This window comes from Solimonas variicoloris DSM 15731, assembly GCF_000382285.1.
In the GTDB taxonomy this organism is placed as follows: Bacteria; Pseudomonadota; Gammaproteobacteria; order Nevskiales; family Nevskiaceae; genus Solimonas; species Solimonas variicoloris.
Window position 1 is genome coordinate 246,161 of the sequence record NZ_KB907929.1, and the last position, 21,163, is coordinate 267,323.

A 21,163-nucleotide genomic window follows, 5' to 3' on the forward strand; every position below is an offset into this window, starting at 1 on the left:
CATGGCGCGCTACGGCGCCTGCAAGGCGGAGGCGACGCGAGCGGGCCACGGGCGCCGTTCCAACAAGCCGGTCTCCCGTTCCCGCAGGGTCCGGCCGACCTGGCTCGCCTCGGTCACGGACGCGCGAAAGTCCCGGATCAGTTGTCGCGTCACCGGCCCCACGGGCCATTCGGTGGTCGCCGCATCCTCGACCAGCGCCACCACCGGCTGCAGTTCGACCGAGGTGCCGGCGGTGAATACCTCGGAGGCGGTGCGCAGTTCGTCCAGCGTCACGGTCCGCTCCTCGACCCGCAGCCCGCGCTGGCGCGCCAGTCCCATCACGTGCCGCTTGGTGATGCCGTCGAGGAAGCAGGTCGGCAATGGGGTCACCAGCACTCCGTCATGGACCATCAACAGGTTGGTTGCCGTGGTCTCGGCGACCCGGCCTTCGCTGTCGAGCAGCAGTGCGTCGTCGCAGCCCGCCGCTGCGGCGGCATGGCGCGCGAGAGTACCGATCATGTACAGCCCCGAACACTTGGCCGCGGTGGGCGCGGTGTCGGGGCGGGGACGCCGCCAGCTCGCCAGCTGCAGCCGGATGCCTTCCTCGGCGCGACCCTGGGACGCCGCCGTGGGCCAGTCCCAGGCCGCGATCGCCACGTGGATGCGGGCGCGCGGCGAAGCGATGGAAACACTCTCCGCGCCGCGCCAGGCCACCGGGCGGATGTAGGCGTCGTCGAGTTGGTTGGCCCACAGCACCGCCTCGATGGCCTGTGTCAGTTCGCCTTGCGACCACGGCAGGTGGTAGTCCAGCAGCGCGGCGGACTGCTGGAAGCGTTCCAAGTGCGGCGCATTGAGGAAGACATGGCCGCCATAGGCGCGCATCCCCTCGAAGACGGCCCCGCCCATGTGCAGCGCATGCGTGAGCACGTGCAGGCGCGCCTCGCGCCAGGGCAGCAGTTCGCCATCGAGCCAGATCAGGCCATCGCGATCATCAAGGGAATTGAGCATGGTGCGCACCGCTGTACAGGTTGTCGATGGCGTCAGTGTGCGGCCGGTTCGCCGTCGGCACGAGTGAGCAAATCTCAGACGATGTTGAGTTTTGGTCCACGCGCCGGCGAGCGTGGAGACGACGATTTCCGGTTTAATGAGTCCATGAACGACCAATGACTTCCAGGAGGGTGAATCCCCCATGCGCATCCCTGTCCCGTTGAACGCCTTGCGCGCCTTCGAGGCCGCGGCACGCCATCTCTCGATCAAGGACGCGGCCCTGGAACTGGCGGTCACGCCCTCGGCGGTCAGCCACCAGTTGCGCACGCTGGAGGACATGCTCGGCGTCGAGTTGCTGCGCCGCATTGGCACGCGGCTGGAACTGACCAGCGCCGGCCGCCGCCTGGCACCCGGCCTCAACGAGGGCTTCGCCCTGATCGCCGAGGGCGTGGGCAGCTTGCGCGAGGAGCGGCGCGACGGGCCGCTGCGCGTGAACATGCTGCCGACCTTCGCGACCAACTGGCTGTCACCCCGCCTGAGCCTGTATCCGTTCGAGCGGCGCGGCTTCTCGCTGGACATCTCCACCACGCAGGACGACGTGGATCTGGCCGCCGGCGTGGCCGATGCCGGCATCTGGTATGGCGACGGCCAGTGGGCCGGCCTGCAGGCCGACCTGTTGTTCGAGGCCACCATCGACCTGTACGCGCGCCCGGGCTTTGCCACCGGCTCGCGCCGGGAACGCCTCAAGCAGGTCGCGCGCGCCAACCTGTTCGTGTCGCGGCATTGCCTCACCTGGCAGCGCTGGATGGACAGCCTGCCCGGCGGGCCGTTCGAGCCGGCTGTCGTGACCCGCGTGGATTCGGGCGGCTTGACGATGCAGGCGGCCGCCGATGGGGCCGGCGTGTCGATCGCCGTCTGCGAACTGGCCGAGAGCGCCGTCCGGCTCGGACGCCTGGCCTCCGTCTTCGACCACCCCGTGAGCGCGGGCGTCGGCTTCTGGCTCGTCTATCCCGAGGCGCTGTGCGAGGACCGACGGTTGGACAACCTGCGCGGCTGGCTGCGCGAGCAGGTCGATGGGCAAGCCCGGCACGGAGGGCAAGAACGGACGACGGACGACACGGGCAGAGCCAAGGACGGGCCCGCGCAAAGCACCACGTCGCCGGCGGCGAAGCCTCGATCCGCTGCTGCCTGCGCAAGCCCGCTGGCTTCAATGTCCTGACAGGGAGGATGTGGGGTGTCTCGTCGATGGATCGGTTTCGTCATGGTTGTGCTCGCGGCGGTCTGCTGGAGTTCGGCCGGGCTGTTCGTTCGGCTGACGGACCTGGACGCATGGACCATCGTCGGCTGGCGTTCCCTGTTCGCGGGCCTGGCGCTGGCCGCGGTCTTGGCCTTGCGCGGACGCGGCGAACGAGCCGGCACGTTCGGTGCCGCTGGATGGGGGGCCACCCTCCTCGTATCGACGGCGACGGTGGCGTACATCGCCGCGCTGACACTGACCACGGTGGCCAACGTCCTGCTGATCTACGCCTGCCTGCCTCTGGTCGCTGCCGGCCTGGCGCGGTTGGTCCTGGGCGAGCCGCTTTCCCCGCGCGTCCTCGCCGCCGGCGCATGCTGCCTGGCGGGCGTGGCGATCGTCGTGGGGGGCCCGACCGGCAGTGGCCATCTCCTCGGCAGCGTGCTTGCCCTGCTGATGACGTCTGCGTTCGGTGGACTCCTGATCGTCGTCAAAAGCCATCCCGGGCTGGACGTCGTGAAGATCAACACGTTGGGGTGCCTGCTCTGCGCCGTGGCGGCGCTGCCCTTCATGTCGCGGCAGATTCCGGACCCGAAGGCGCTGTCGAGCCTGGCGCTGCTGGGCAGCGTCGCCATGGCCCTGGCCTTCCTGCTGTTCCTCGAAGGAGGCCGGCGCATTCCGGCGGGAGAAGCGGGACTGATCAGCCTGCTGGACGTGGTGCTGGGACCGCTCTGGGTGTGGCTGGCCTTCGGCGAGGCGCCCGGGAGTGGTGCCCTGGCCGGGGGCGCGCTGATCATTGCCGCGCTGGCCTGGTACCTGCGGCGCCCCCAGCGGGCCCCGGCCCCGGCGCGGCGGTCCGCCGCCGTCGCCGGATGCGGCGGGACAGAACGATGACGCCGACGCCTTGCGGAAGATGAGGGGGCCATGCGCATCCCCGTGCCACTGAATGCCCTGCGCGCCTTCGAAGCCGCCGCCCGCCATCTGTCGATCAAGGACGCGGCCCTGGAACTGGCGGTCACGCCCTCGGCGGTCAGCCACCAGTTGCGCACGCTGGAAGACCTGCTGGGCGTCGAGTTGCTGCGGCGTGTCGGTGCCACCGTGGAGCTGACCGACGCCGGCCGCCGCCTGGCCCCGACGCTGAACGCGGGCTTCTGCCACATCGCCGCCTCGGTCCAGGCGCTGCGGGACGAACGGCTGGACGGTCCGCTGCGGCTGCATACGCTGCCGGCGATCGCCATCAACTGGCTGGCGCCGCGGCTGGCCGCCTATCCGTTCGGGACCGCCGAATCCGCGCTCGACATCACCACCGTCCAAGGCCATGCCGATCTTGCGGCGGGCACCGCCGACGTGGGCCTGTGGTTCGGCGAGCCGCCGTGGCCCGGGCTGCTTTCGGAGATGTTGTTTGCCGGCACCCTGGGCGTCTATGCCAGGGCCGGCTCGCTGGCCGCCACCCCCGAGGGACGATTGGCGCAACTGGCGCAGGCGCACCTGTTCGTTTCCCGCTATGGCCTGCACTGGGAGCAATGGCTGCAGACGCTGCCGGCCGGTCCGCAACACCCCGCCCTGATGACCCAGGTCGATTCCTGCGGCCTCGCGCTGCAGGCGGCCAGCGAAGGAACGGGGCTGTGCCTGGTGGTGGCGCAACTCGCCGAGCGCTCGGTGCGGGCAGGCTTGCTGGAGCCCTTGTTCGACCATGAGGTTCCGGCCGGTGGGGACTTCCACCTCGTGTATCCACCCGCCCTGGGCGAGGACCGGCGCCTCGACGCCTTGCGCGCCTGGCTGCGCGAACACTGTCCGCCGGAGAACGGTGGCCGGGACTCAGGCGACAGGGGCCCAGCCGCACCATGAGAGTGCTTTACACGCTTGCTTACCCCGTGCTCTCGGAGCATGACGGCCATTGGATCGAGGCCTTTCGCCATGAATACGATCCGCAGTTTGCCGTCGTCGACGCACACTTCACGATGGCGTTTGGTTGTACCGACGTGAGCCAGGACGTGTACATGTCGCATGTCGAGGCCGCGAGCGATCTGGCCCATCGAATTCGCTTCACCTGTCGATATGCGATGCTCGGCGCCGATCACCGGTCTGACAGTGCCTGCGTGTTCCTGGTTCCGGACGAAGGCTATAGCGATCTGTCGCGGCTTCATGACCATCTGTACAGGGGCGTGCTGGCAGAACACCTGCGTCTTGACGTTCCATTCATCCCGCAAATCACCATTGGCGCCTGTAGCGACCGCAGGCTTGCCAAGCGCTTGTGTGATGACCTGAACGCTCACGGCATGGAAGTCGGGGGACTCATCGATACGCTGACCGTTGCCACCGTCGATGACGGAAAAGTGAGAGAACTCGGGGCTTTTGACTTGGCGGCGGGCTAGCCGATGTGGATGAATCATGATCGAACCGACCCGAAACCCCAGCAACGGGGGCCGGCACACGCCGCCATGAAAGCCACACACTCGCGCGATCAGCACACCCTGCCGGATGACGGTGTGACGCTTCGACGGCTCGTTGCCCATGACGCCGTTGCACTTGCCTCCCTGCTGGCCGCCTATGGCGACGAAATGCGCCACGGGCAAGGCGCCGGGGCGAATGCACTGGCCCGTGCCAATGCCTTGATCGCCGATCCGATCGTGGAAGTGCTGGGTGGCTTTCTCGGCGACGAACTCGTCGCCTTCGCAGTGTTCTTCGATCTGCCCGAGGCGATCTCCGGAGGGCGGTCGGGCCAGCTCGACGACCTGTACGTCCTGCCCGCCGCGCGCGGAAAACGACTCGCTCAGCGGCTCATCGCGGCCATCGCCGATACCGGTCGATCACGCGCCTGGATCCATCTGCGCTGGCTGGTCCCCGAGGACAACCCCGATGCCATCCGGGCCTACGCGCGCTTCGCCGAACCCGCCGGCTGGAAGAGCTACGTGCTTTGGCTGGCCGGTAGCGAGCGGTGGTGAAGCCATGAACAACCTGCAGCAGGTCGATTGGTCGCGTCTTCCGCAGCCGGAGGATGATGGCGGCGCCCGCCACCTCGCGGGCATGCGCCTGCCCACGCTTGAACTGGCATCGACGGATGGTGGCCGTGTCGACCCTTCGCGCCTGCGCGGACGCACGGTGCTTTATCTCTTCCCGATGACGGGCCGGCCGGATATCGCACTGCCTCCAGGCTGGGACGAGATTCCAGGAGCACGGGGCTGCACCCCGCAATCCTGTGCCTTCAGGGATCATTTCGCCGAACTGAAGTCCTTGGGCGTCGCCCAATTGTTCGGCGTGTCGACGCAGGACACCGCGTACCAATGCGAGGCGGTGGCGCGCCTCCACCTGCCTTTCCCGTTGCTGTCCGACAACCGCCTTTCATTCGCAACCGCGCTCGGTCTGCCGGTCTTCGAGGTGCAAGGCCTGGCACTGCTCAAGCGACTGACCCTGATTGCGCGCGATGGCGTGATCGAGCATGTGTTCTATCCTGTGTTCCCGCCGGACCGGAATGCCGACGATGTCGTCGCATGGTTGAGGCAACGGCCAGCCACTTGACCTTGGCCAGTCAGCGACACGATCAGCGCTCATGGTCGTGCGAAGTTCTCGTCAGGTCCCGCTCACCCGCAGAAGGACCACTGCTCCAACCACACCCACAGCAGTTCCATCGACAGCCAGGCGCGGAACACCAGCACGCCCGCAGCCAGCAGCACAGCCAGCGGTGCCCAACGTTTCAACCATTCGCGGCCTTGCCTCATGAAGTCGCCAACCGTGGATCGGCGCGAACGATGGTCCTGTCGTCGATCGGCCAGTGCAGAACCGTCGCCAGCAGGCCCAGCGCAATCGCCAGCAGCCAGATGCTCAGGTACGACCCAGTAGCCTCGAACATGCGGCCACCAAGCCAGACACCGAAGAATGATCCCAACTGGTGGCCGAAGAAGACGAAACCGAACAATGTGGTGATGTAGCGCACGCCGAAGATCTGAGACACCAGGCCATTGGTCAGCGGAACCGTCCCGAGCCAGAGGAACCCCATCACTGCAGCGAACAGGTAAACGCCCCATGTGCTGAGCGGCAGCAGGACGAACAGGGCCATCGCCACCGTGCGCGCCAGGTACAGGCCTGCAAGCAGGTACTTCCTGCGCAGCGTGCCACCCCAAAGCCCCAGCAGGTAGGTGCCGGCCACATTGGTCAGCGCAATGATCGCCAGCGCGGCGACGGCATCGGTGGCGGCCAGGCCCCGGTCCAGCAGGTAGGCTGGGAGGTGCGTGGCGATGAAGGCGAGTTGGAAGCCACAGGCCAGGAAGCCCAGGTTCAGCAGCCAGAAGCCGCGGTGGCGGAAGGCTTCACCGATCGCCGCCTTCATCGACAGCTCCGTGCCGACCACCGCGTTCGAGATGCTTGCGTCGCGCATCGGGAACGCCAGCGGCAGCAGCAACGCCATGACCACTGACAGAATCAGCAGCGCACCCGTCCAGGCCCAACCGCCGATCAAGGCCTGCGCAACCGGGACCATGGCGAACTGCCCGAGGCCACCGATGGCGCCGGCCAGCCCCAGTGCCCAACTGCGGCGCTCAGCCTGCACGAGGCGGCTGAGCGCGCCGTAGATCGCACCGAATGCCGTGCCCGACAGCGCGATGCCGACGCACACGCCAGCGCCCAGAACAAAGGCCACGTGGCTGTGCGCCTGAACCATGAAGAAAAGCCCCAGCGCATAGAACACGAGCCCGCCCGCGATGACCTTGGCCGAACCGTAGCGGTCGGCAATCATCCCGGTGAAGGGTTGGGCGAGACCCCAGGTCAGGTTCTGCACCGCCATCGCGAAACCGAACATTTCGCGCGACCAACCGCGATCCATCGTCACCGGCAGCAGAAACAAGCCTTGCACGTGCCGCACACCGAGGGCCAAACCCATGATCAGTCCGCCGGCCAGGATCGGAATCCAGAGCGATCGGCGCTCGTTTGCCGATGCTGTCGAGGGGGCGAGGTTCGTGTTCATGTCGTGGCTCCCGCTGCTTGCGGATCGTCCGCAGGTCGATGCTTCAGTACGCCGAGGGGGCGGGTTGGTGGCTCGCCGGTACGCAACCAGTCCAGCGCCAGGGGCCACAGCGCCTCGCGGAAGCGCTCGTGGAAGAAGGCGAAATGGCCGATTTCGGCCTGCTCGATGGCCGCGGGAGCCAAGCGCAGGTGATGACGCTCGCTGCCGGTGTAGTAATCCAGCAGGCGGTCCAGCGCCGGGACCGTGCCGAACGGATCGTCCTCGATGCCCAGTGCCAGGATCGGTGCGCGCACCTGGCCGAAGCGCCGTGCCAGCATTTCGGCTTCGGGCTCGCCTTCCAGTGTCTCCCGACCTCGGCGCACCGTGCCCTCGAAGCGGGGACCCATGCGTGCCCAGTCCAGTGCCACGCCCTTGGGCGTGTCCTCCATCCATCCCAGGCGCTTGGCTGGCACGTAGCCAAGCACCCGCGCCAGCAGCGGCATGGCCACGTGCCAGCGCAGGAACATGGCGCGACGCACGGCGGGCGCATAGTCGCGCCAGTAGGCGTACTGCGCCCCCATGGTGAAGATGCGCCGCACGCGGTGTGCGGACGCGGCCAGCCCGATCACGAAGCCCCCGGCGGAGTGGCCGACCACGTCGATCGGCTGGCCGGGGAATCGCCAGGCGAGGTACTGCAGCACACCCTCGAAATCGTGCTGCCCCCAGTCGATCCAGTCGGCCTGCAGCCGACGCAGCCCACGGTGTCGCGATTCGCCGATGCCGCGGTAGTCGTAGGTCACCACGTCCCATCCGTGGCTGTGGAGCCAGTCGGCAAAGCGCGCGTAGTACCGGCAGCGCACCGAGGTGGCCGCGTTGATGACCGCCACCGGATGCGGGCGTCGTGGATCACAGGAACGGCGCCAGGCGAATCCACCCAGGGCATAGCCGTCGGCGGCGCGAATATCGATGGGCTCAGCCATTCACAGCAAGACCCTGGACCAGCAGCACCACGGCCTGTGCGCCGGCCTTGCGATCCTGGGCAATGCGTTGGTACTCGGCCGATTCCGCCCAGTCGTGGAAGGCGGCTTCGTCGGGAAAGGACATGAGCACGAGCTTCTGGTGCGGCCAGGTGCCTTCGATGGTGCGAGGCTGCTCGTCCGCGGCCAGCAGACGTCCCCGGTGGTGGCGGAACACCTCCATGAAGCGCGCCTGGTAGCGGTCGTAGGCGGTCCGGTCGTGGATGGTGAGTTGGGCAATGGCGAAAACGGTCATGATGCAGGCTCCGAGTCGCGATGGCGATCCGGTTCGGCGGCCGAGGTCGATTCGATGCGGTCGCCCTGCGTGCTGGGGCTGGAGAACACCAGAAAATTCACGTCCTCGTCGCCACCATTGGCGGCGATGTGGCGAGTGCCGGCCGGGACATGCACGCCTTGACGGGCTGCCAGCAGCACGTCCTGGTCGGGCGTGCTCAGGCGCAGGTGGCCACTGAGCACGTAGAAGAACTGGTGCGCCCTGGCGTGCCAGTGGGGTGCTTCGGCGCCGCCTGCGGGCATCCATTCCTGCCGCACCTGCATGTGTTGCAGCTCCAGCAGTCGCCAGCCCAGGCAGACCTCACCCCAGTCATAGCGGTTGCCGTCGTCGGTCCGGACGGCGCGCAGCAGTGCCGTCATGGCGTGTCCTCCTCGGCGGGGACGCCGTGCAGAGCCTCGCCATGGACCTGCCGCCCGTTCTCGAAGCGCATGATCTCGCACATGCGCGTGCGCTTGCCGCAGGCCTGCGCCACGTAATGGACGACGACGGTCTGCGCCTCGACATCGCAGATGGCCGAGATGAGTTCGAACCGCAGGTCAGGCCTGTCGGCGAGCGCGGCCAGCCAGTAGCGGCGCAGCGCGTCCTTGCCCTGTACCCGCGTGCCACCGGTATAGGGCTGCGCCAGCGCGCTCACGAACAGTGCGTCGTCGGCATAGGCCGCCAGCACCGCCGGCACGTCGCGCCGGTTCCAGTCATCGATCCAGGCCAGCGCATGGGCCCGGAGTTGATCATGAGAGAGTGTCGTCATGGCATCACATCCAGAAGAGAAGAACGGTCAGGGCGGCCAGGGTCGCCATCGCACGATTGACCACGCGAGCGACGGCGCGGTCGCGCAGCCAGGGCCGCAGGCCGGCGCCGAAGGCGGCCCAGACCAGCATGCAGGGCAGTCCGATGGCGGCGAACACCAGGCTGACCACCAGCAGGCGCAGTGCGTAGCCTTCGCCCGGCGGCAGGAAGGTGGACACCACCGTCACCGAGATCAGCCAGGCCTTCGGATTGACGAACTGGAAGGCCAACGCCTGCATGAAGCCGATGGGCCGGCCGGCTTCGGTCTCCTCCAGTTCGGCCGCGCGCCACAGGCGCGCGGCCAGCCAGAGCAGGTAGAGGCTGCCCACGACCTTCAATGCGACCTGCAGGCGAGGTTCGAGGGCAAACACCGCACCGAGGCCGGCGCCGGTGATCCCGAGCTGCACCATCACGCCCGCGGGGATGCCCAGCAGGTGCGGCCAGGTTCGGCCCAGGCCGAAGAGCAGGCCCGAGGACATCAGCATCACGTTGTTGGGACCGGGCGTGATCGACATGACGAAGGCGTAGACGATCAGCGCCACGAGGGCGGTATGTTCCATGGGAGTTCGCTGGGACGGGGAGTACCGGGGCGTTGAGGGAAAGACGAGGCCCGTCCGCGAATTGATTCTGGGCCGGGCATGGCGTCGGCTCCAGCGAGAAATTTTCAGTCCCACCTGAGATATTCGCGCTTGGCCGCAAGCGTCATCGCGCAGCAGACTTCGCAGGTACTGCCCGGCGCTGCCGAATCGATGACGGCCCGGCACTTCGGGCGGTTCCTCGCAGGAGAACCCATGTCTTCCGATTTCATTCGATGCGCGTCTTACCCAGACGGCTATGCCGAGTTGGTCATCGACCGGCCGGCAGCCCGCAACGCCCTGTGCCGCTCACTGACCGATGCGATGGCCGCGCACCTCGACAGGCTGGCGGCCGACGCCGCCGTGCGGGTGGTCCTGCTGCGCGCCGAAGGCGAACACTTCGCGGCCGGTGCCGATCTCAAGGAAATGCTCGGCATCAGCGCGGAGCAGGCGCGCGCCACCGACTTCGCCGGTTGCTGCGCGCCGCTGGGCACGTTCCCCAAGCCCGTGGTGGCGCTGGTGCAGGGCTTTGCGCTCGGCGGCGGCTGCGAGTTGGTCGAGATGTGCGACATCGTGCTGGCGGCCGAGAACGCCGTGTTCGGCCACCCGGAGGTTCGCGTCGGCACCATGCCCGGCGCGGGCGGCACCCAGCGCCTGCCGCGCCTGCTCGGCTTGGCCAAGGCGCTGGACCTGCTGCTGACCGGGCGCCGCATGGACGCCCGCGAGGCCGAACGCAGCGGGCTGGTCTCGCGCATCGTGCCCGCCGATCACCTGCTCGAAGAGGGCCGCCGGCTCGCCGCCGACATGGCGTCGCTGTCGGGCGAGGTGCTGGTCCTGATCAAGCAGGCCGCGCGTGCCAGCGCCAGCCTGCCCATGGACGAAGGACTGCGCCGCGAGCGGGCCGCCTTCCACCACACCCTTTCGCTGCCCGACCGCGAGGAAGGCATGCGGGCGTTCCTGGAGAAGCGGCCGCCTCGCTTCAACCCCCATTCCTGACACCGGAGCCTTGCCATGCCACTGTCCGACTTCAAGACACCGAGGGATCAGCGCTACTTCGAGGACTACGAAAAGGGTCGATCGTTCGAGTACGGCCCCATTGGGGTCGAAGAGCCGGAAGTCATCGCGTTCGCGCGGCAATTCGATCCCCAGGCCATGCACATCGATCCCGAGGCGGCGGCCCGCGGGCCGTTCCACGGCCTGATCGCCAGTGGCTGGCACACCATCGGCCTGATGATGCGGCTGTTCGTCGACCACTACCTGACGTCGGTGGCAAGCCTGGCCTCGCCGGGCGTCGATGAAGTGCGCTGGTTCAAGCCGGTGCGCCCGGGTGACCAACTGCACCTGCGGCTGACCATCGCCGACGCGGCGCCATCGCGCTCCAAACCCGACCGCGGCATGGTGCATACCGTGGTCGAGGGGATCAACCAGCAGGGCGAGGTCGTCGCGAGCTTCAAGGCCATGAACCTCATCGGCCGCCGCCACCCCGGGGCGTCCCCACAGCGAGAAGGAACCTCCGCACCGTGACCCAAGCCGCCCCCTCCTTGCCGCTCGATCCCGAGGTCGAGCGAATCGTCCGCGACAGCTTCGCCCGCCAGGGCCTGATGCACCACCTGGGCGCAGAACTGCACGAGGTTGCGCGCGGGCGGGTCAGCATCCGGTTGCCGTTCCGCGAAACCCTCACCCAGCAGCATGGCTACTTCCATGCCGGCGGCACCAGCGCCATCGCCGACTCGGCCGGCGGCTACGCGGGCTTCACGCTGTTTCCCCCGGACAGCTCCGTGCTGACCGTCGAGTTCAAGATCAACCTGCTCGCCCCCGCGCAGGGCGACTACCTCGAAGCGGTCGGCACGGTGGTGCGCTCCGGACGCACCCTGACCATCTGCCAGCTCGAAGTCTTCGGCGTCACCGAGCAGGGACGGGCCCAGGTGGCGCTCGGCCAGCAGACCCTGATCTGCCTGCAGGGCAAGCAGGATCGATGACGTTTCCGGTGTCCGCGCAAGGATGCGCTCGGCGGCCAGTACCGCCATTCATGAAGGAGAACCCATGACCCCAACCTCGACCCAAACCCTCGGGACCCTCGACACAACCCGCTGGCTGCGCGGACAGTCCAACGCGACCAAGGTGCTGGCGGTGCTGTTCGGCACCCTCGTGCTCACCGCGTCGTCCCACGTCAGCGTGCCGATGGTGCCGGTGCCGATGACCATGCAGACGCTGGCCGTCACGCTGGTCGGCGCACTGTACGGCTGGCGCCTGGGTGGCCTGACGATCCTCGTCTGGCTGGCCCAGGGCGCGCTCGGCTTGCCGGTGTTCGCCGGTGGCACGGGAGGCCTGGCGCGCTTCCTGGGGCCGACGGCCGGCTACCTGCTGGCCTTTCCCGTGGCCGGCGCGCTGACCGGCTGGCTGGTCGAACGCGGCTGGCATGGCGGGCGCGTCGCGCTGGCCTTCGCGGCGATGCTGATCGGCAACGCCCTGTGCCTGCTGCTCGGCGGCGCCTGGCTGGCCGCGATGGTTGGCGTGCAGAAAGCCATCGCCGTGGGCGTGGCCCCCTTCGTCCTCGGCGGCGTGCTCAAGTCGGTGCTTGGTGCAGCGCTGCTCAAGGCCATCGACAGCGGAACCCGCAAGGCGGCGCACCGATGACGCGCGTTCCGGCCCGGCCCGGTACATCACGATGAACGCCCTCGATGCGGAGCAGGCGCGGCGCTTTGCGCAGGCGTGGTTGCCCGCCTGGACCGGCAACGATCCCCAGCGGCTGGCTGCCTTCTATTCGGAGGATGCCTTCTATCTCGACCCTGCCGTACCCCAAGGGCTGCGGGGAAAGCCCGCGTTGCTGGGCTATTTCGAGCGCCTGTTGGCGCGCAATCCAGCGTGGGTCTGGACGCAGGTCGAGGGCATCCCCATGCAGGATGGCTTCCTCAACAAATGGCGCGCGGACATCCCGGTTGGCGGCGAGGTGTTGACCGTGGTCGGCGTATGCCTGGTGCAACTGGACCACGCGGGCAAGATTCGCCGCAACGAGGTGTATTTCGACCGCAGCGACTGGATGACCAGGATGGGAGCGGGATCGAAGCGGCAACAGGACGGAGGGCCATGAGCGAGCAGCGGGCAGGAACCAGTTGGTGGATTGGGATCTATGTCTTCGTGGTGGAGCCGGTGCTCCTGGTGTCGGGTCTGATACTGGTGCTTGCGTTGCTGTCATCCCTGCGCGCGGCCCCTGGCCCCGCCAGACTGGCTGCCACGGTCTTCCTCGTCACCTTCGTCATGGGGCTCATGGTCCTGGCCCGACAGTATGGACGCCGCCTGCGCTGGCGACGCAGGCACATGCCCTTGCCTCGCTTCCCGGCGACGCTGCGCATTCCCATCGCGCGCGCCGCGTGGTGGGAAGTGCTGGTCATGGGCATGGGGATCGTGTTCCCTCTGCTGGTCGTCGCGCTGCCGCCCCTCGTCAGGGACATCCACGAGACGGACCCTGTCGTGCTCCCCCTTGCGCTGGGCGGCGTCATCCTGGCCGTGGCGCTCACACGGGCGATCGTGCGAACACTCGTGCGGCGCTTGCGTCGCCTCGATCCACCCGCCGACCTCGTGGCCGATGCCCTCGGCCTCACGCGCGAAGGCCCTCAGCGGGTCTTCGTTCCCTGGCAGGCGATACGGGCCATCGAACATGCGAAGTTCCGAATCTGGAACTCGCACCTGCACCTACTGGCGCTGAAAGTCGATGATCCGCATCGATATGGCCTGGACACCAGTCGCTTCCAACGGCTGATGCTCAGGGGCACCACCGACGAACGCGGCATGAACGTCGGGCTCGTCAACCTGAGCGGCTACATGCCTTCGCCATCGGACAGCGTGCGCGCCCTCCGCGACTACTGGGCCTCGGCGAGGCCATGACGGCGGCCATGGACCGCCGTGCCGGCGGCGTCGGCGGCCCCCAATGAACGAGCGTCCGGCCTGTCCGGCGACGCGACCAGATCGAGCGCCGACAGCAGCGCATCGCCCTCGACCAGGCCGTGCAGCAGCAGCGTTTTCCCGGTCAGGCCGTCGTCAAGCCGCACGGAGGGCGTGGCGGTGATGCCGCTGCGCAGGGCCTCGTCGGCCTGCGCGCGAACGATGGCTGCGGGGCGATTGCTGTCCAGGCAGGCCCGCATGGCGGTCGTCAGACCTGGCCAGGCCTGATCGGTGGGCAGCCCCTGGCCATCGCCCCGGGTGTTTTGGTAGAGCCATGCGATGGCATCGAAGAACGCCTCGTGGCCTTGCGCCTCGCCTGCGCACTCGGCCACGCGGGCCAGCCGACTCGCCTCGGGATCGTGCATCGCCAGCGGCAGGTGATGCCACCGCAGGCTGGTCTCGGGATGGGCATCGATCCAGGCCATCAGGGTCGGGTAGTAGGCCTTGCAGAACGGACACTCCAGGTCGGCGTACAGCGTCAGCGTGAAGCGCGCATCGGCTGGGCCGCGGCGCCAGGGTGGGCCGGCCGGATGTGCCTGCGCGACCTCGGGCCCCGTGCGCGGTGCCGGCGCACCGGGCGTGCGGTACAGGAGCCAGCCCAGCAGGCCGACTACAAGGATGCCAGCGACCACCCAGGGCAGCCGTGGCAGGCGCCCGGCGCGCTTGCGAATGGCCTGGGCCCGGCCCGGCAAGGTGGTTCGCTTCGAGGACATGACGCGCTCCGGTCATTTCGGCAGGAACAGCGGCGGCGATGCGATGCCACGCGCCTGGTCGATCTTCTCGGCCACCTTGAAGGCGGCATCCAGTTCGCCGATGCCGTGCTGGCGCATGAGCTGGTAGCGCTCGGCCTTCTCTTCCGGTTCGGTCTGCGCAAGGGCCAGATAGAGGCTGGGCGGCACGGCGCGGAACAGCACTTCCATCGACTTGGACAGGATGACGCCCTCGCTGAACTTGCCGGCCTCCTTGCGCGCGGACAGCATCAGCGCCTTCTGCGCGGGCGACAGTTCGCGGAACCGGGCGATCTTCTCCACCTCGTCGGGCGGCATCGACAGGCAGATCCACCACTCGATCATGTTGAGCATGGGCTCGGCGGCCTTGGGCAGGTCGTCGATGTTCTGCGTCGCCAGCCAATACCACGCACCGAGCTTGCGCCACATCTTGGTGATCTTGACCACGTAGGGCGCGAGCAGCGGGTTCCTGGTGATGATGTGGCCTTCGTCGGTGACGTTGATGATCGGCCGACCCAGGAACTGGTCGCGCTCGGCGATGTTGTTCACCGTGTTGATCAGTGAGATGTAGGCGATGGAGAGCTGCGCGTTGTAGCCCTCGCGCGCGAAGGTGGCCAGGTCCACGATGGTGATGTCCGCCTCGGGCCAGGGCGTGCCCGGACGGTCGAACATCTCGCCGTCTGCGCCCTGGCAGAGCATGTCCATCGCATCGGCCATCTCCAGCAGCCGCGCGCGCCGGGCATCCGGCAGGTTGGCGTCGCGGGCGCGTTCGCGCAGCGCGTCGCGCAAGTCGCGGGTCAGCACCGTGCGCGCCTGTGCCACGCAGCGCTGGGCGGCGTCCAGGATGCACTGGCGAATCAGGCTGCGGTCGGCGCGCGTCATGCGCGCTTCCTCCTTGTCCTCGCCGCCGGTGATCATCAGCCGGGCGGTGATTTCGAGTTCGCCGAGCACGTCCCGCTGGTCATCCCCGTCGTCGGCCGGATGGGCGTCGCCGTCCTCGTCCAGGGCGTCGGCGTCCAGCGTCTGCACCTGGCCCGGTGTATCGACCAGGCGCCAGGCATCGGCGAATGGCGCCAGGCTCACGCCCGCGCCGGGTGCCAGCTTCACGCGATGCACGCTCAGGCCCAGTCGAGCGGCGAAGTCACCGAACAGGCCAAAGCTGTTGCCGGCCTCGACGATGAACAACCTGGGCCGGTAGATCGCCGTGATCTGGTTGAGGATGTTGTTCAGCGTGGCGCTCTTGCCGGAGCCGGTCGGGCCGAAGAGGAACAGGTGGGCGTTCATCTGCCGGTCGAGCCGGTTCAGTGGATCGAAGGTGATCGTCCCGCCGCCCCGGTTGAAGAAGGTGATGCCCGGATGGCCGGTGCCTTGACTGCGCCCCCACACCGGCGCCAGATTGGCCGCGTGCTGCGCGAACATCAGTTGCGTGTACCACTGCCGCTTGTCCGCCGCCGGGTCGAACAGGCAGGGCAGCCAGCGCAGGTAGGTGTTGAGCGGAGCCACCTCGTCCTCTTCGCGCACCGGCTGCAGGCCCGCATTGAGCATGACATTGACCAGTTGCAGGCTGCGGGCGTCGAGCTGCGCCATGTCGCGGCCGCGCAGGTAGAACGCCAGCGTGCCCCGGTACAGCTTGTGCGCGCTGCCGATGAGGCCGCGGGCCTGCTGCACGTCCTGGCGCGCCTGTTCGCTGGCGAGCGTCTCGCCAACCGCCTTGCGGGCCAGGTGGTTGAGGTGCGCCTCCAGCACATCCTGCGGCGTGGCGACCAGGGTCAGGCACATCACCGTGTCCTCGGGCATCTGGTCGAACAGCGCGTTCACCGCATCGCCCCCCTTGCGCGTCTCGCCGGTCACGTGTCCGGTCGCGGGCGGCGAGCGCAGGCGGTCCATGACGATAGCCCGGTGCGGCATGCCGTCGAAGAACCACAGGCCGCGGGCGACATCCGAGCGCGGCTGACCGAAGAACAGGCGTTGTGCGAAGTCGCCGCTGGCCAGTTCGATCTCACCTTCTTCCCGTTCCTCCGGGTAGCGGGCGAGCGCGTAGAACCGTTCCCGGTCTTCGGCCGTGCTGCCCAGCGCGCCGGGATTCGGGTTGAACCAACGCAGCAGCCAGTCGTGAATGTCCGCCGCGCCAAGGCGCCGGGCCTTGACGCCGGCATTCGCCAGGCCGCCGACCAGGCGGTCGCAAATCGTCGCCAGGGCCTGCTCGGGCGATTGCCCCCGCCGGGCCGATGCGGCGTCCGGGGTGCGCCGATAAACCACCATGCGCACGCGCCGGGTCTGGCCTCGCCACGGCAGGCGTGTGACCGTGGTGTCCTCGAACAGGCCGCCCGGCTTCGCGATCGCGCGCAGGTGGTGCCCGAAGTAGCGCAGATAGAACTCGCTGAACGCGCTGCCCTGCGCGCGTGGATGCAGGTACGCCCCCAGCGTGCGCAGGTAGTGGTCCCAATCGGCTTCGTCCTGCGCGTAGAGCTGCACCACCCACGGGTTCTCGTCCAGTTCGTCGAAGGAGTCCTGCAGCGCATTCTCCAAGGCATCACGGGCCTGCCAAAGCCAGGCGGTCTCGCGCCCTTCGGTACCGATCGGCTGCAACTCGAAGAACGCCGCCACCGATTGGCCATCTTCGAGCAGCATGCTCTTCGTGGCCGGCAGGTACTCGACCCAGGGCAGCAGGTCGGCGAAGGACGGCGCCACGTCGTAGAGCGCCGCGTGGTCGGCCCGCGTCGCGGGTCGCCGATGATTCGACCCAAGGGCGGCGCCAGGTGCGTCGATGCCGTGCGCAGCGAGGCGGTCGACATGCCGCGTCCAGGCGTCCGGCTCGATGTCGGCCTGGACTGGCCTGGGGGCCGGACGACGCGGCCACGGCAGTCGCCAGCCCATCAGTAGTCCTCCAACCGCTCGCCGGGCATCGCGTACTGCACGCGCTGGTAGAGCGGGAAGACGGTGCTGTAGCCGGGCACCGGTACTGGGTCGGTGCCGGCCAGGTGCGGAAAGACGTACATCACCAGATCGGGGTTCGGCAGTCGATGGAACTGTCGCTGGATCTCGTTCGCTGCCGTGCGGGTGTAGGCCGCGTTCCGGGCGGGCGCCGCGAGGGTGTCAGCGTCGGCCAGCGGGCGCCGTAGCTCCTGGCGTGCGTCGAGCAGCAGGCGGCCGGCCTGGCCGCCGCTGTAGCCGCCAGTCTCGTGCTGCCAGATGTCCAGCATGGTGTGCTCGCCCCGGGGCAGCAGCTTTTCCGAGCTGGTGGCACAACCTGCGAGAACGGCGGCGGCGAGCAGGACAAGGGGACGGTCAATCCAGGTCCGACGCATGTGCTTCTCCCATGAGGTGATTCACCCGGCGCCCCTTGGCGTCGTGGTCGATGGCGATCGGCTGCTCCAGGTGCACGGCCACCCTGGCGCCGGGCTGCACGTAGACCGCAGCGAAGGCCTGGCCGTAGAGCTTGTTGACCCAGTCGGCCATGTCGCGCACGCCACCGGCCAGGATGCGGCCCATGGCCTCGTTGCCCGAAATGCCGACCGTGCCCAGCGAACCGTTGTTGTTGGCGACCACGGCCACGCTGCCGTTGTCGGACTTGATGAGCGAGGCGGCGCCTGCGCCGGCCGCGGTGATCAACGCCTGCGATCCCAGGTACTGCTGGGCATTGCTGCGGCGGTCGCCCGAGACGCATGGGATGCCGTAGGGATCGCTGATCCAGCCCAGGCCATCCAGCAGACTGGTGCTGTTCTGGCTTCGACTGCGCTTGCCGTCGTCTTCCGGCACCGTGCGGATGGTGCCGTCGCCGAACACGAAGGTGATGGAGCGGACCTGCCCACGCACGCACGAGAGCGTCCAGTCGCCCGAGGCCGTGCCGCTGACCACCGCACCGGCCACGTCGGGAATCTCGATGCCGTTGGCCGCCAGGTTGTCGGCCCCGATCAGCACCTTGAAGGGAAACGGGTCGTTGACGGTGCCGTCGATGGGAATGCGACCGATCAGCGCGGTCATGGCGACCGAGCCCATCAGCGTGGCATTGGCGGGCACCGTATAGACCGCCTGGGCGGTGCCGCCAACGGCTTGCGCAGTCCTGTCGCTGACGGCCTCCGCCGCAGCCGACAGCTCCGGCGAGGCCGGGCCGAAGCTGGAGGGAAAGGCGGGCAAGCGCAGGCTGCTCGAACCGCCCTTCGGATCGGGCCGGGCGTCAGCCGGTTCGATCCAGCGCATGCCGCCATCCTTGAGCGGTCCGCCGTCATGCCCGTCCAGTCCAAGGCCGATCGGCAGGTCGGCGACATCGCCCTTGCCGGACAACCCGTCCAGGCGGCGCTGCAAGTCCTGCATCAGCCCTTGCGTCTGCTGCCGGTCGCTGGCGGCCTGGGTTCGCTCCTGTTCCAGGCGGCGGCGTTCGCTGTCGAGGGCGTTCTGGATGCGCTGGTCGATCGCACCCTCGCGGGTACGCAGGCGCTCGTTCTCCGCCTTGTGCTGGCGGTTGTCGCTCAGCGCGGTCTGCAGCTCGGTGCGGAGCTGCTTGACCTGCGCGACCAGGGTGGCGACGGTATCGCGCGGGGTGTCGCCCGCGATGCCGAGCGCCTTCATTTCTTCGGGAGTGAGCTGCCCCGGGACATCCTGCTTGCCAGGTGCAGCGTCACTGCCTGAGAACAACCTGGCACCGACGAACACCAGCAACAATGCCATCGGAATCAGCAGCCACTTCAACAGGGGATTACTCCTCATCGGACGTCCTCCCCGCAGCGGCGGCCGGCGGCAAGTTCGTGCCGGCATCGATGGGGCTGAGCACCGGCATCAGGGACTCGGCCAGGCCACGGCCGCGCGTGACCAGATAGACCACCGTGGTGTCGGTCGAAGCGCCCGCCGGCCCCAGGTCGGGATGCTGGAAGGTCGCGGCCACGAAGTCGCCTTGCAGCACCCTTGGATCGAGATCGATACGGTGAGGTGAGGTGTTGATCAGGCGCACGGCGGTGACCCACTGGTCTTCGAGTCGCCAGGCCGCCAGCGCCCGCGCCTTCAGCGGCAGCGTTGGCAGCAGTGTGTCCAGCGCGAGCGGGCGCCGCAGCGGCACGCGCCCGATGCCGGCCACGGGCTCGACGGTGCGCAGCGGTGCGTAAAGGTTCTGCGCCGCGTAGCGCGTCAGGACAACGGTTATCGGCGTTTGCCGACTCCTCGCGGGTCGCACTGCTTGGGTTGGACCGGCGGCAGTGTCACCGCCGGCCTCCGCAGCGGCGTCCTGCAGGACGATGCGTACAGGCTCCAGCGGCTGCTCGCCTTCCCGGGCGTCCGTGGCTGCGATATCGACCAGCACGATGGCGCCGGATTCCACGTCCTGCAGTTGCAGCCGCGTCGGCGCGATGGCCTCGCTGGCGCGCAGGTAGATGGCTCCACCCGCGCTCTGCACGCGCAGCCGCTCGCCCAGGCTCGGGGGCAGGCCGACACGCACGTTGCGGTCGATGAAGACCACGCGCTCCTGGCCGACGACCAGCGGGACGGCCAGCGGTAGCCGCTGCCAGCGCAGGATCTCGATGGCATGGCTGTCCGGCACCAGGCCGAAGCCGAGGGCCAGGCTCGCCACGATGGTGAGGACGTTGCGTTTCATGGGTTGCCTCCCTGCGAAAGGCCGCCGCCGGGCGTGCCGGACGGAGGCACTGCCGGCGACGGTGCCTCGATGCGCTGCGGCGCGCCGTCATAGCAGTCCAGCGCAAGGCCGAAGGGGTTGTGCTGAGGATCGACGTCCAGACGCACCACTTTCAGCGGATAGCGCACCAGGGCCCGCTTGACCTGCTCGGCGCCGTAGTACTCGTCCGCGCTGACATCGAGCGTGACGATCCAGTCGCGGCTGGAAACCGTCTTTACCCGCATCGTGGGGTTGTCGCCAAAGCCGCGCCCCGGAATCTCGTAGATGCCACGCACCCGCTGGCGCAATTCGCCACTGCTGCGCCGGTGCTCGTAGTCCTGGCGCAGGAAGGCCTGGCAGGCCGGTGTGAAATAGGCCGCCAGCGCGTGGAGGTTGCGCGGGTAGTCCTGCTCACCATCCGTCGGCCAGCGCTGGACCTGCTGCCAGACGTAGAAGGCGAACGCATAGACATTCTCGGGCGGCACATCCCACCAGGCGCGGGTGCTGCCCGAGCGCAGATCGGGGGGCACGTGGATCGTCAGTTGCTTCGGCGCACTCCACCAGCCGAAACCGAGCAGCAGCGCCACCACGAACAACGCACCGGCGCCCAGGCGCAGCGTGCGCACATGGGCCTGCAGGTGATGGACTTCATTCCTGAAACGGCTCATGAGGCGGCTGCTCCGCGTGAGCGCCGGGTGGTCCAGTACCCAGACCGCGTGATGAGACGGTGCCCACCGAGCCAGGACGCTGCCAGCGGATGGCGCAGCGCCAGGCGCCACTGCAGTTGCCGGTACAGCCAGATGTCCGGGCGGCCGCGCTTCTGCCGGCGCAGGAAGCCGCCACCACCGAACACGCCAGCCGCCACGCCGGCCACGATCAGGGTCGGCACCATGGCGACGCTGTGCGTGGCCCAGGCCAGCGGCACGCCGGCGATGAACCCCGCCACCGCGGACAGACCGGCGCAGATCCAGAGTTCGTCGGCGGTCAGGCCCCTCACCACCACGGGCTGCCGGTTCAGCCTGTGCGGCAGGAAGGTCACCAACCCGTCGCGCGCGATATCGTTCAAGGCAGCCATCGCCG

General features: G+C 68.4%; 26 protein-coding genes. 12 read left to right on the plus strand and 14 right to left on the minus strand.

The annotated features are described in order from the left end of the window. Nucleotides 1-9: 9 nt before the first annotated feature. Nucleotides 10-987 carry a branched-chain amino acid transaminase gene (locus H149_RS0108865; RefSeq protein ID WP_020649391.1) on the minus strand — a complete coding sequence of 326 codons (978 nt, stop codon included), beginning with the start codon at nucleotides 985-987 and terminating at the stop codon, nucleotides 10-12. Between the two features lie 181 nt (nucleotides 988-1,168). Here H149_RS0108865 and H149_RS0108870 point away from each other — a divergent pair, with 181 nt between their 5' ends. The 6 genes from H149_RS0108870 (at nucleotide 1,169) to H149_RS0108895 (ending at nucleotide 5,719) form a co-directional block, all read left to right on the plus strand. Further along, nucleotides 1,169-2,185, plus strand: coding sequence for a LysR substrate-binding domain-containing protein (locus tag H149_RS0108870; protein ID WP_026353015.1), 1,017 nt, complete (start codon nucleotides 1,169-1,171; stop codon nucleotides 2,183-2,185). Between the two features lie 42 nt (nucleotides 2,186-2,227). Next, nucleotides 2,228-3,094 (plus strand): DMT family transporter, encoded by an 867-nt coding sequence (locus tag H149_RS20340; protein ID WP_020649393.1) that lies wholly within the window; start codon nucleotides 2,228-2,230, stop codon nucleotides 3,092-3,094. 30 nt (nucleotides 3,095-3,124) lie between these two features. After that, nucleotides 3,125-4,048: a LysR substrate-binding domain-containing protein gene (locus H149_RS20345; RefSeq protein ID WP_020649394.1), complete on the plus strand. Its 924-nt coding sequence runs from the start codon at nucleotides 3,125-3,127 to the stop codon at nucleotides 4,046-4,048. Next, nucleotides 4,045-4,575, plus strand: a complete 531-nt coding sequence (locus H149_RS0108885; RefSeq protein ID WP_020649395.1) for a 2'-5' RNA ligase family protein — start codon at nucleotides 4,045-4,047, stop codon at nucleotides 4,573-4,575. The genes H149_RS20345 and H149_RS0108885 overlap by 4 nt, the downstream gene beginning before the upstream one ends. A 66-nt stretch (nucleotides 4,576-4,641) precedes the next feature. Continuing rightward, complete coding sequence (locus tag H149_RS0108890; RefSeq protein ID WP_026353016.1) at nucleotides 4,642-5,145, plus strand: GNAT family N-acetyltransferase; 504 nt, start codon at nucleotides 4,642-4,644, stop codon at nucleotides 5,143-5,145. A 4-nt stretch (nucleotides 5,146-5,149) separates the two neighbouring features. Further along, nucleotides 5,150-5,719: a peroxiredoxin gene (locus tag H149_RS0108895; protein ID WP_020649397.1), complete on the plus strand. Its 570-nt coding sequence runs from the start codon at nucleotides 5,150-5,152 to the stop codon at nucleotides 5,717-5,719. Between the two features lie 196 nt (nucleotides 5,720-5,915). On the opposite strand, the gene H149_RS20350 is transcribed toward H149_RS0108895, so the two are convergent. From H149_RS20350 to H149_RS0108930, 6 genes are read right to left on the minus strand one after another with little or no spacing between them, the layout of a single operon-like run. Next, the gene (locus H149_RS20350; protein WP_169518324.1) at nucleotides 5,916-7,160 is read right to left on the minus strand and encodes an MFS transporter; all 1,245 of its coding nucleotides are present in this window, start codon (nucleotides 7,158-7,160) and stop codon (nucleotides 5,916-5,918) included. After that, nucleotides 7,157-8,119 (minus strand): alpha/beta hydrolase family protein, encoded by a 963-nt coding sequence (locus tag H149_RS0108910; RefSeq protein WP_026353017.1) that lies wholly within the window; start codon nucleotides 8,117-8,119, stop codon nucleotides 7,157-7,159. Before H149_RS0108910 ends, H149_RS20350 begins: the two co-directional genes overlap by 4 nt. Then, a complete protein-coding gene (locus tag H149_RS0108915; RefSeq protein WP_020649401.1) occupies nucleotides 8,112-8,411 on the minus strand; it encodes a DUF1330 domain-containing protein in 300 nt (99 codons plus the stop codon). The genes H149_RS0108910 and H149_RS0108915 overlap by 8 nt, the downstream gene beginning before the upstream one ends. Then, entirely contained in the window at nucleotides 8,408-8,809 is a 402-nt protein-coding gene (locus H149_RS0108920; protein ID WP_020649402.1) for a cupin domain-containing protein, read from the minus strand. The genes H149_RS0108915 and H149_RS0108920 overlap by 4 nt, the downstream gene beginning before the upstream one ends. Beyond that, nucleotides 8,806-9,198, minus strand: a complete 393-nt coding sequence (locus tag H149_RS0108925) for a nuclear transport factor 2 family protein (RefSeq protein ID WP_026353018.1) — start codon at nucleotides 9,196-9,198, stop codon at nucleotides 8,806-8,808. The genes H149_RS0108920 and H149_RS0108925 overlap by 4 nt, the downstream gene beginning before the upstream one ends. 4 nt (nucleotides 9,199-9,202) lie before the next feature. Beyond that, on the minus strand, nucleotides 9,203-9,796 hold the full coding sequence (locus H149_RS0108930) for a LysE family translocator (protein WP_020649404.1): 594 nt from the start codon (nucleotides 9,794-9,796) through the stop codon (nucleotides 9,203-9,205). A gap of 231 nt (nucleotides 9,797-10,027) precedes the next feature. Here H149_RS0108930 and H149_RS0108935 point away from each other — a divergent pair, with 231 nt between their 5' ends. From H149_RS0108935 to H149_RS0108960, 6 genes are all read left to right on the plus strand, one after another. After that, complete coding sequence (locus H149_RS0108935) at nucleotides 10,028-10,807, plus strand: enoyl-CoA hydratase/isomerase family protein (protein ID WP_026353019.1); 780 nt, start codon at nucleotides 10,028-10,030, stop codon at nucleotides 10,805-10,807. 15 nt (nucleotides 10,808-10,822) lie between these two features. Then, complete coding sequence (locus tag H149_RS20355) at nucleotides 10,823-11,335, plus strand: MaoC family dehydratase (RefSeq protein ID WP_020649406.1); 513 nt, start codon at nucleotides 10,823-10,825, stop codon at nucleotides 11,333-11,335. Beyond that, nucleotides 11,332-11,790, plus strand: a complete 459-nt coding sequence (locus tag H149_RS0108945) for a PaaI family thioesterase (protein WP_025513286.1) — start codon at nucleotides 11,332-11,334, stop codon at nucleotides 11,788-11,790. Before H149_RS20355 ends, H149_RS0108945 begins: the two co-directional genes overlap by 4 nt. 64 nt (nucleotides 11,791-11,854) lie before the next feature. After that, nucleotides 11,855-12,448: a biotin transporter BioY gene (locus H149_RS20360; protein ID WP_051101827.1), complete on the plus strand. Its 594-nt coding sequence runs from the start codon at nucleotides 11,855-11,857 to the stop codon at nucleotides 12,446-12,448. Between the two features lie 31 nt (nucleotides 12,449-12,479). Further along, nucleotides 12,480-12,902 carry a nuclear transport factor 2 family protein gene (locus tag H149_RS0108955; RefSeq protein WP_020649409.1) on the plus strand — a complete coding sequence of 141 codons (423 nt, stop codon included), beginning with the start codon at nucleotides 12,480-12,482 and terminating at the stop codon, nucleotides 12,900-12,902. Beyond that, a complete protein-coding gene (locus H149_RS0108960) occupies nucleotides 12,899-13,696 on the plus strand; it encodes a hypothetical protein (RefSeq protein ID WP_020649410.1) in 798 nt (265 codons plus the stop codon). Before H149_RS0108955 ends, H149_RS0108960 begins: the two co-directional genes overlap by 4 nt. Here H149_RS0108960 and H149_RS0108965 read toward each other — a convergent pair. The 7 genes from H149_RS0108965 to H149_RS0108995 are packed head-to-tail and all read right to left on the minus strand — an operon-like array spanning nucleotide 13,672 to nucleotide 21,158. Beyond that, nucleotides 13,672-14,466 carry a DsbA family protein gene (locus H149_RS0108965; protein WP_026353020.1) on the minus strand — a complete coding sequence of 265 codons (795 nt, stop codon included), beginning with the start codon at nucleotides 14,464-14,466 and terminating at the stop codon, nucleotides 13,672-13,674. The genes H149_RS0108960 and H149_RS0108965 overlap by 25 nt on opposite strands. Before the next feature lie 12 nt (nucleotides 14,467-14,478). Continuing rightward, on the minus strand, nucleotides 14,479-17,358 hold the full coding sequence (locus H149_RS0108970; RefSeq protein WP_020649412.1) for a conjugative transfer ATPase: 2,880 nt from the start codon (nucleotides 17,356-17,358) through the stop codon (nucleotides 14,479-14,481). After that, nucleotides 17,358-17,789, minus strand: a complete 432-nt coding sequence (locus tag H149_RS0108975; protein WP_020649413.1) for a TIGR03751 family conjugal transfer lipoprotein — start codon at nucleotides 17,787-17,789, stop codon at nucleotides 17,358-17,360. Before H149_RS0108975 ends, H149_RS0108970 begins: the two co-directional genes overlap by 1 nt. After that, entirely contained in the window at nucleotides 17,770-19,188 is a 1,419-nt protein-coding gene (locus H149_RS0108980) for a TIGR03752 family integrating conjugative element protein (protein WP_026353021.1), read from the minus strand. Before H149_RS0108980 ends, H149_RS0108975 begins: the two co-directional genes overlap by 20 nt. Continuing rightward, a complete protein-coding gene (locus tag H149_RS0108985; RefSeq protein WP_020649415.1) occupies nucleotides 19,178-20,065 on the minus strand; it encodes a TIGR03749 family integrating conjugative element protein in 888 nt (295 codons plus the stop codon). The genes H149_RS0108980 and H149_RS0108985 overlap by 11 nt, the downstream gene beginning before the upstream one ends. Beyond that, nucleotides 20,062-20,751 carry a PFL_4703 family integrating conjugative element protein gene (locus H149_RS0108990; protein WP_026353022.1) on the minus strand — a complete coding sequence of 230 codons (690 nt, stop codon included), beginning with the start codon at nucleotides 20,749-20,751 and terminating at the stop codon, nucleotides 20,062-20,064. Before H149_RS0108990 ends, H149_RS0108985 begins: the two co-directional genes overlap by 4 nt. Further along, a complete protein-coding gene (locus H149_RS0108995) occupies nucleotides 20,748-21,158 on the minus strand; it encodes a TIGR03750 family conjugal transfer protein (RefSeq protein WP_020649417.1) in 411 nt (136 codons plus the stop codon). The genes H149_RS0108990 and H149_RS0108995 overlap by 4 nt, the downstream gene beginning before the upstream one ends. Nucleotides 21,159-21,163 lie beyond the last annotated feature (5 nt).

Bases quoted from the DNA above. Each gene is read 5' to 3' on its own strand.
- H149_RS0108895 (WP_020649397.1), top strand. From the start codon at position 5,150: ATGAACAACCTGCAGCAGGTCGATTGGTCGCGTCTTCCGCAGCCGGAG.
- H149_RS0108930 (WP_020649404.1), bottom strand. From the start codon at position 9,796: ATGGAACATACCGCCCTCGTGGCGCTGATCGTCTACGCCTTCGTCATG.
- H149_RS0108920 (WP_020649402.1), bottom strand. From the start codon at position 8,809: ATGACGGCACTGCTGCGCGCCGTCCGGACCGACGACGGCAACCGCTAT.
- H149_RS0108985 (WP_020649415.1), bottom strand. From the start codon at position 20,065: ATGAAACGCAACGTCCTCACCATCGTGGCGAGCCTGGCCCTCGGCTTC.
- H149_RS0108965 (WP_026353020.1), bottom strand. From the start codon at position 14,466: ATGTCCTCGAAGCGAACCACCTTGCCGGGCCGGGCCCAGGCCATTCGC.
- H149_RS0108980 (WP_026353021.1), bottom strand. From the start codon at position 19,188: ATGAGGAGTAATCCCCTGTTGAAGTGGCTGCTGATTCCGATGGCATTG.
- H149_RS0108995 (WP_020649417.1), bottom strand. From the start codon at position 21,158: ATGGCTGCCTTGAACGATATCGCGCGCGACGGGTTGGTGACCTTCCTG.
- H149_RS20340 (WP_020649393.1), top strand. From the start codon at position 2,228: ATGGTTGTGCTCGCGGCGGTCTGCTGGAGTTCGGCCGGGCTGTTCGTT.
- H149_RS0108935 (WP_026353019.1), top strand. From the start codon at position 10,028: ATGTCTTCCGATTTCATTCGATGCGCGTCTTACCCAGACGGCTATGCC.
- H149_RS0108990 (WP_026353022.1), bottom strand. From the start codon at position 20,751: ATGAGCCGTTTCAGGAATGAAGTCCATCACCTGCAGGCCCATGTGCGC.
- H149_RS20355 (WP_020649406.1), top strand. From the start codon at position 10,823: ATGCCACTGTCCGACTTCAAGACACCGAGGGATCAGCGCTACTTCGAG.
- H149_RS0108955 (WP_020649409.1), top strand. From the start codon at position 12,480: ATGAACGCCCTCGATGCGGAGCAGGCGCGGCGCTTTGCGCAGGCGTGG.
- H149_RS0108970 (WP_020649412.1), bottom strand. From the start codon at position 17,358: ATGGGCTGGCGACTGCCGTGGCCGCGTCGTCCGGCCCCCAGGCCAGTC.
- H149_RS20360 (WP_051101827.1), top strand. From the start codon at position 11,855: ATGACCCCAACCTCGACCCAAACCCTCGGGACCCTCGACACAACCCGC.
- H149_RS20345 (WP_020649394.1), top strand. From the start codon at position 3,125: ATGCGCATCCCCGTGCCACTGAATGCCCTGCGCGCCTTCGAAGCCGCC.
- H149_RS0108925 (WP_026353018.1), bottom strand. From the start codon at position 9,198: ATGACGACACTCTCTCATGATCAACTCCGGGCCCATGCGCTGGCCTGG.
- H149_RS0108865 (WP_020649391.1), bottom strand. From the start codon at position 987: ATGCTCAATTCCCTTGATGATCGCGATGGCCTGATCTGGCTCGATGGC.
- H149_RS0108975 (WP_020649413.1), bottom strand. From the start codon at position 17,789: ATGCGTCGGACCTGGATTGACCGTCCCCTTGTCCTGCTCGCCGCCGCC.
- H149_RS0108885 (WP_020649395.1), top strand. From the start codon at position 4,045: ATGAGAGTGCTTTACACGCTTGCTTACCCCGTGCTCTCGGAGCATGAC.
- H149_RS0108890 (WP_026353016.1), top strand. From the start codon at position 4,642: ATGAAAGCCACACACTCGCGCGATCAGCACACCCTGCCGGATGACGGT.
- H149_RS0108870 (WP_026353015.1), top strand. From the start codon at position 1,169: ATGCGCATCCCTGTCCCGTTGAACGCCTTGCGCGCCTTCGAGGCCGCG.
- H149_RS0108910 (WP_026353017.1), bottom strand. From the start codon at position 8,119: ATGGCTGAGCCCATCGATATTCGCGCCGCCGACGGCTATGCCCTGGGT.
- H149_RS20350 (WP_169518324.1), bottom strand. From the start codon at position 7,160: ATGAACACGAACCTCGCCCCCTCGACAGCATCGGCAAACGAGCGCCGA.
- H149_RS0108915 (WP_020649401.1), bottom strand. From the start codon at position 8,411: ATGACCGTTTTCGCCATTGCCCAACTCACCATCCACGACCGGACCGCC.
- H149_RS0108960 (WP_020649410.1), top strand. From the start codon at position 12,899: ATGAGCGAGCAGCGGGCAGGAACCAGTTGGTGGATTGGGATCTATGTC.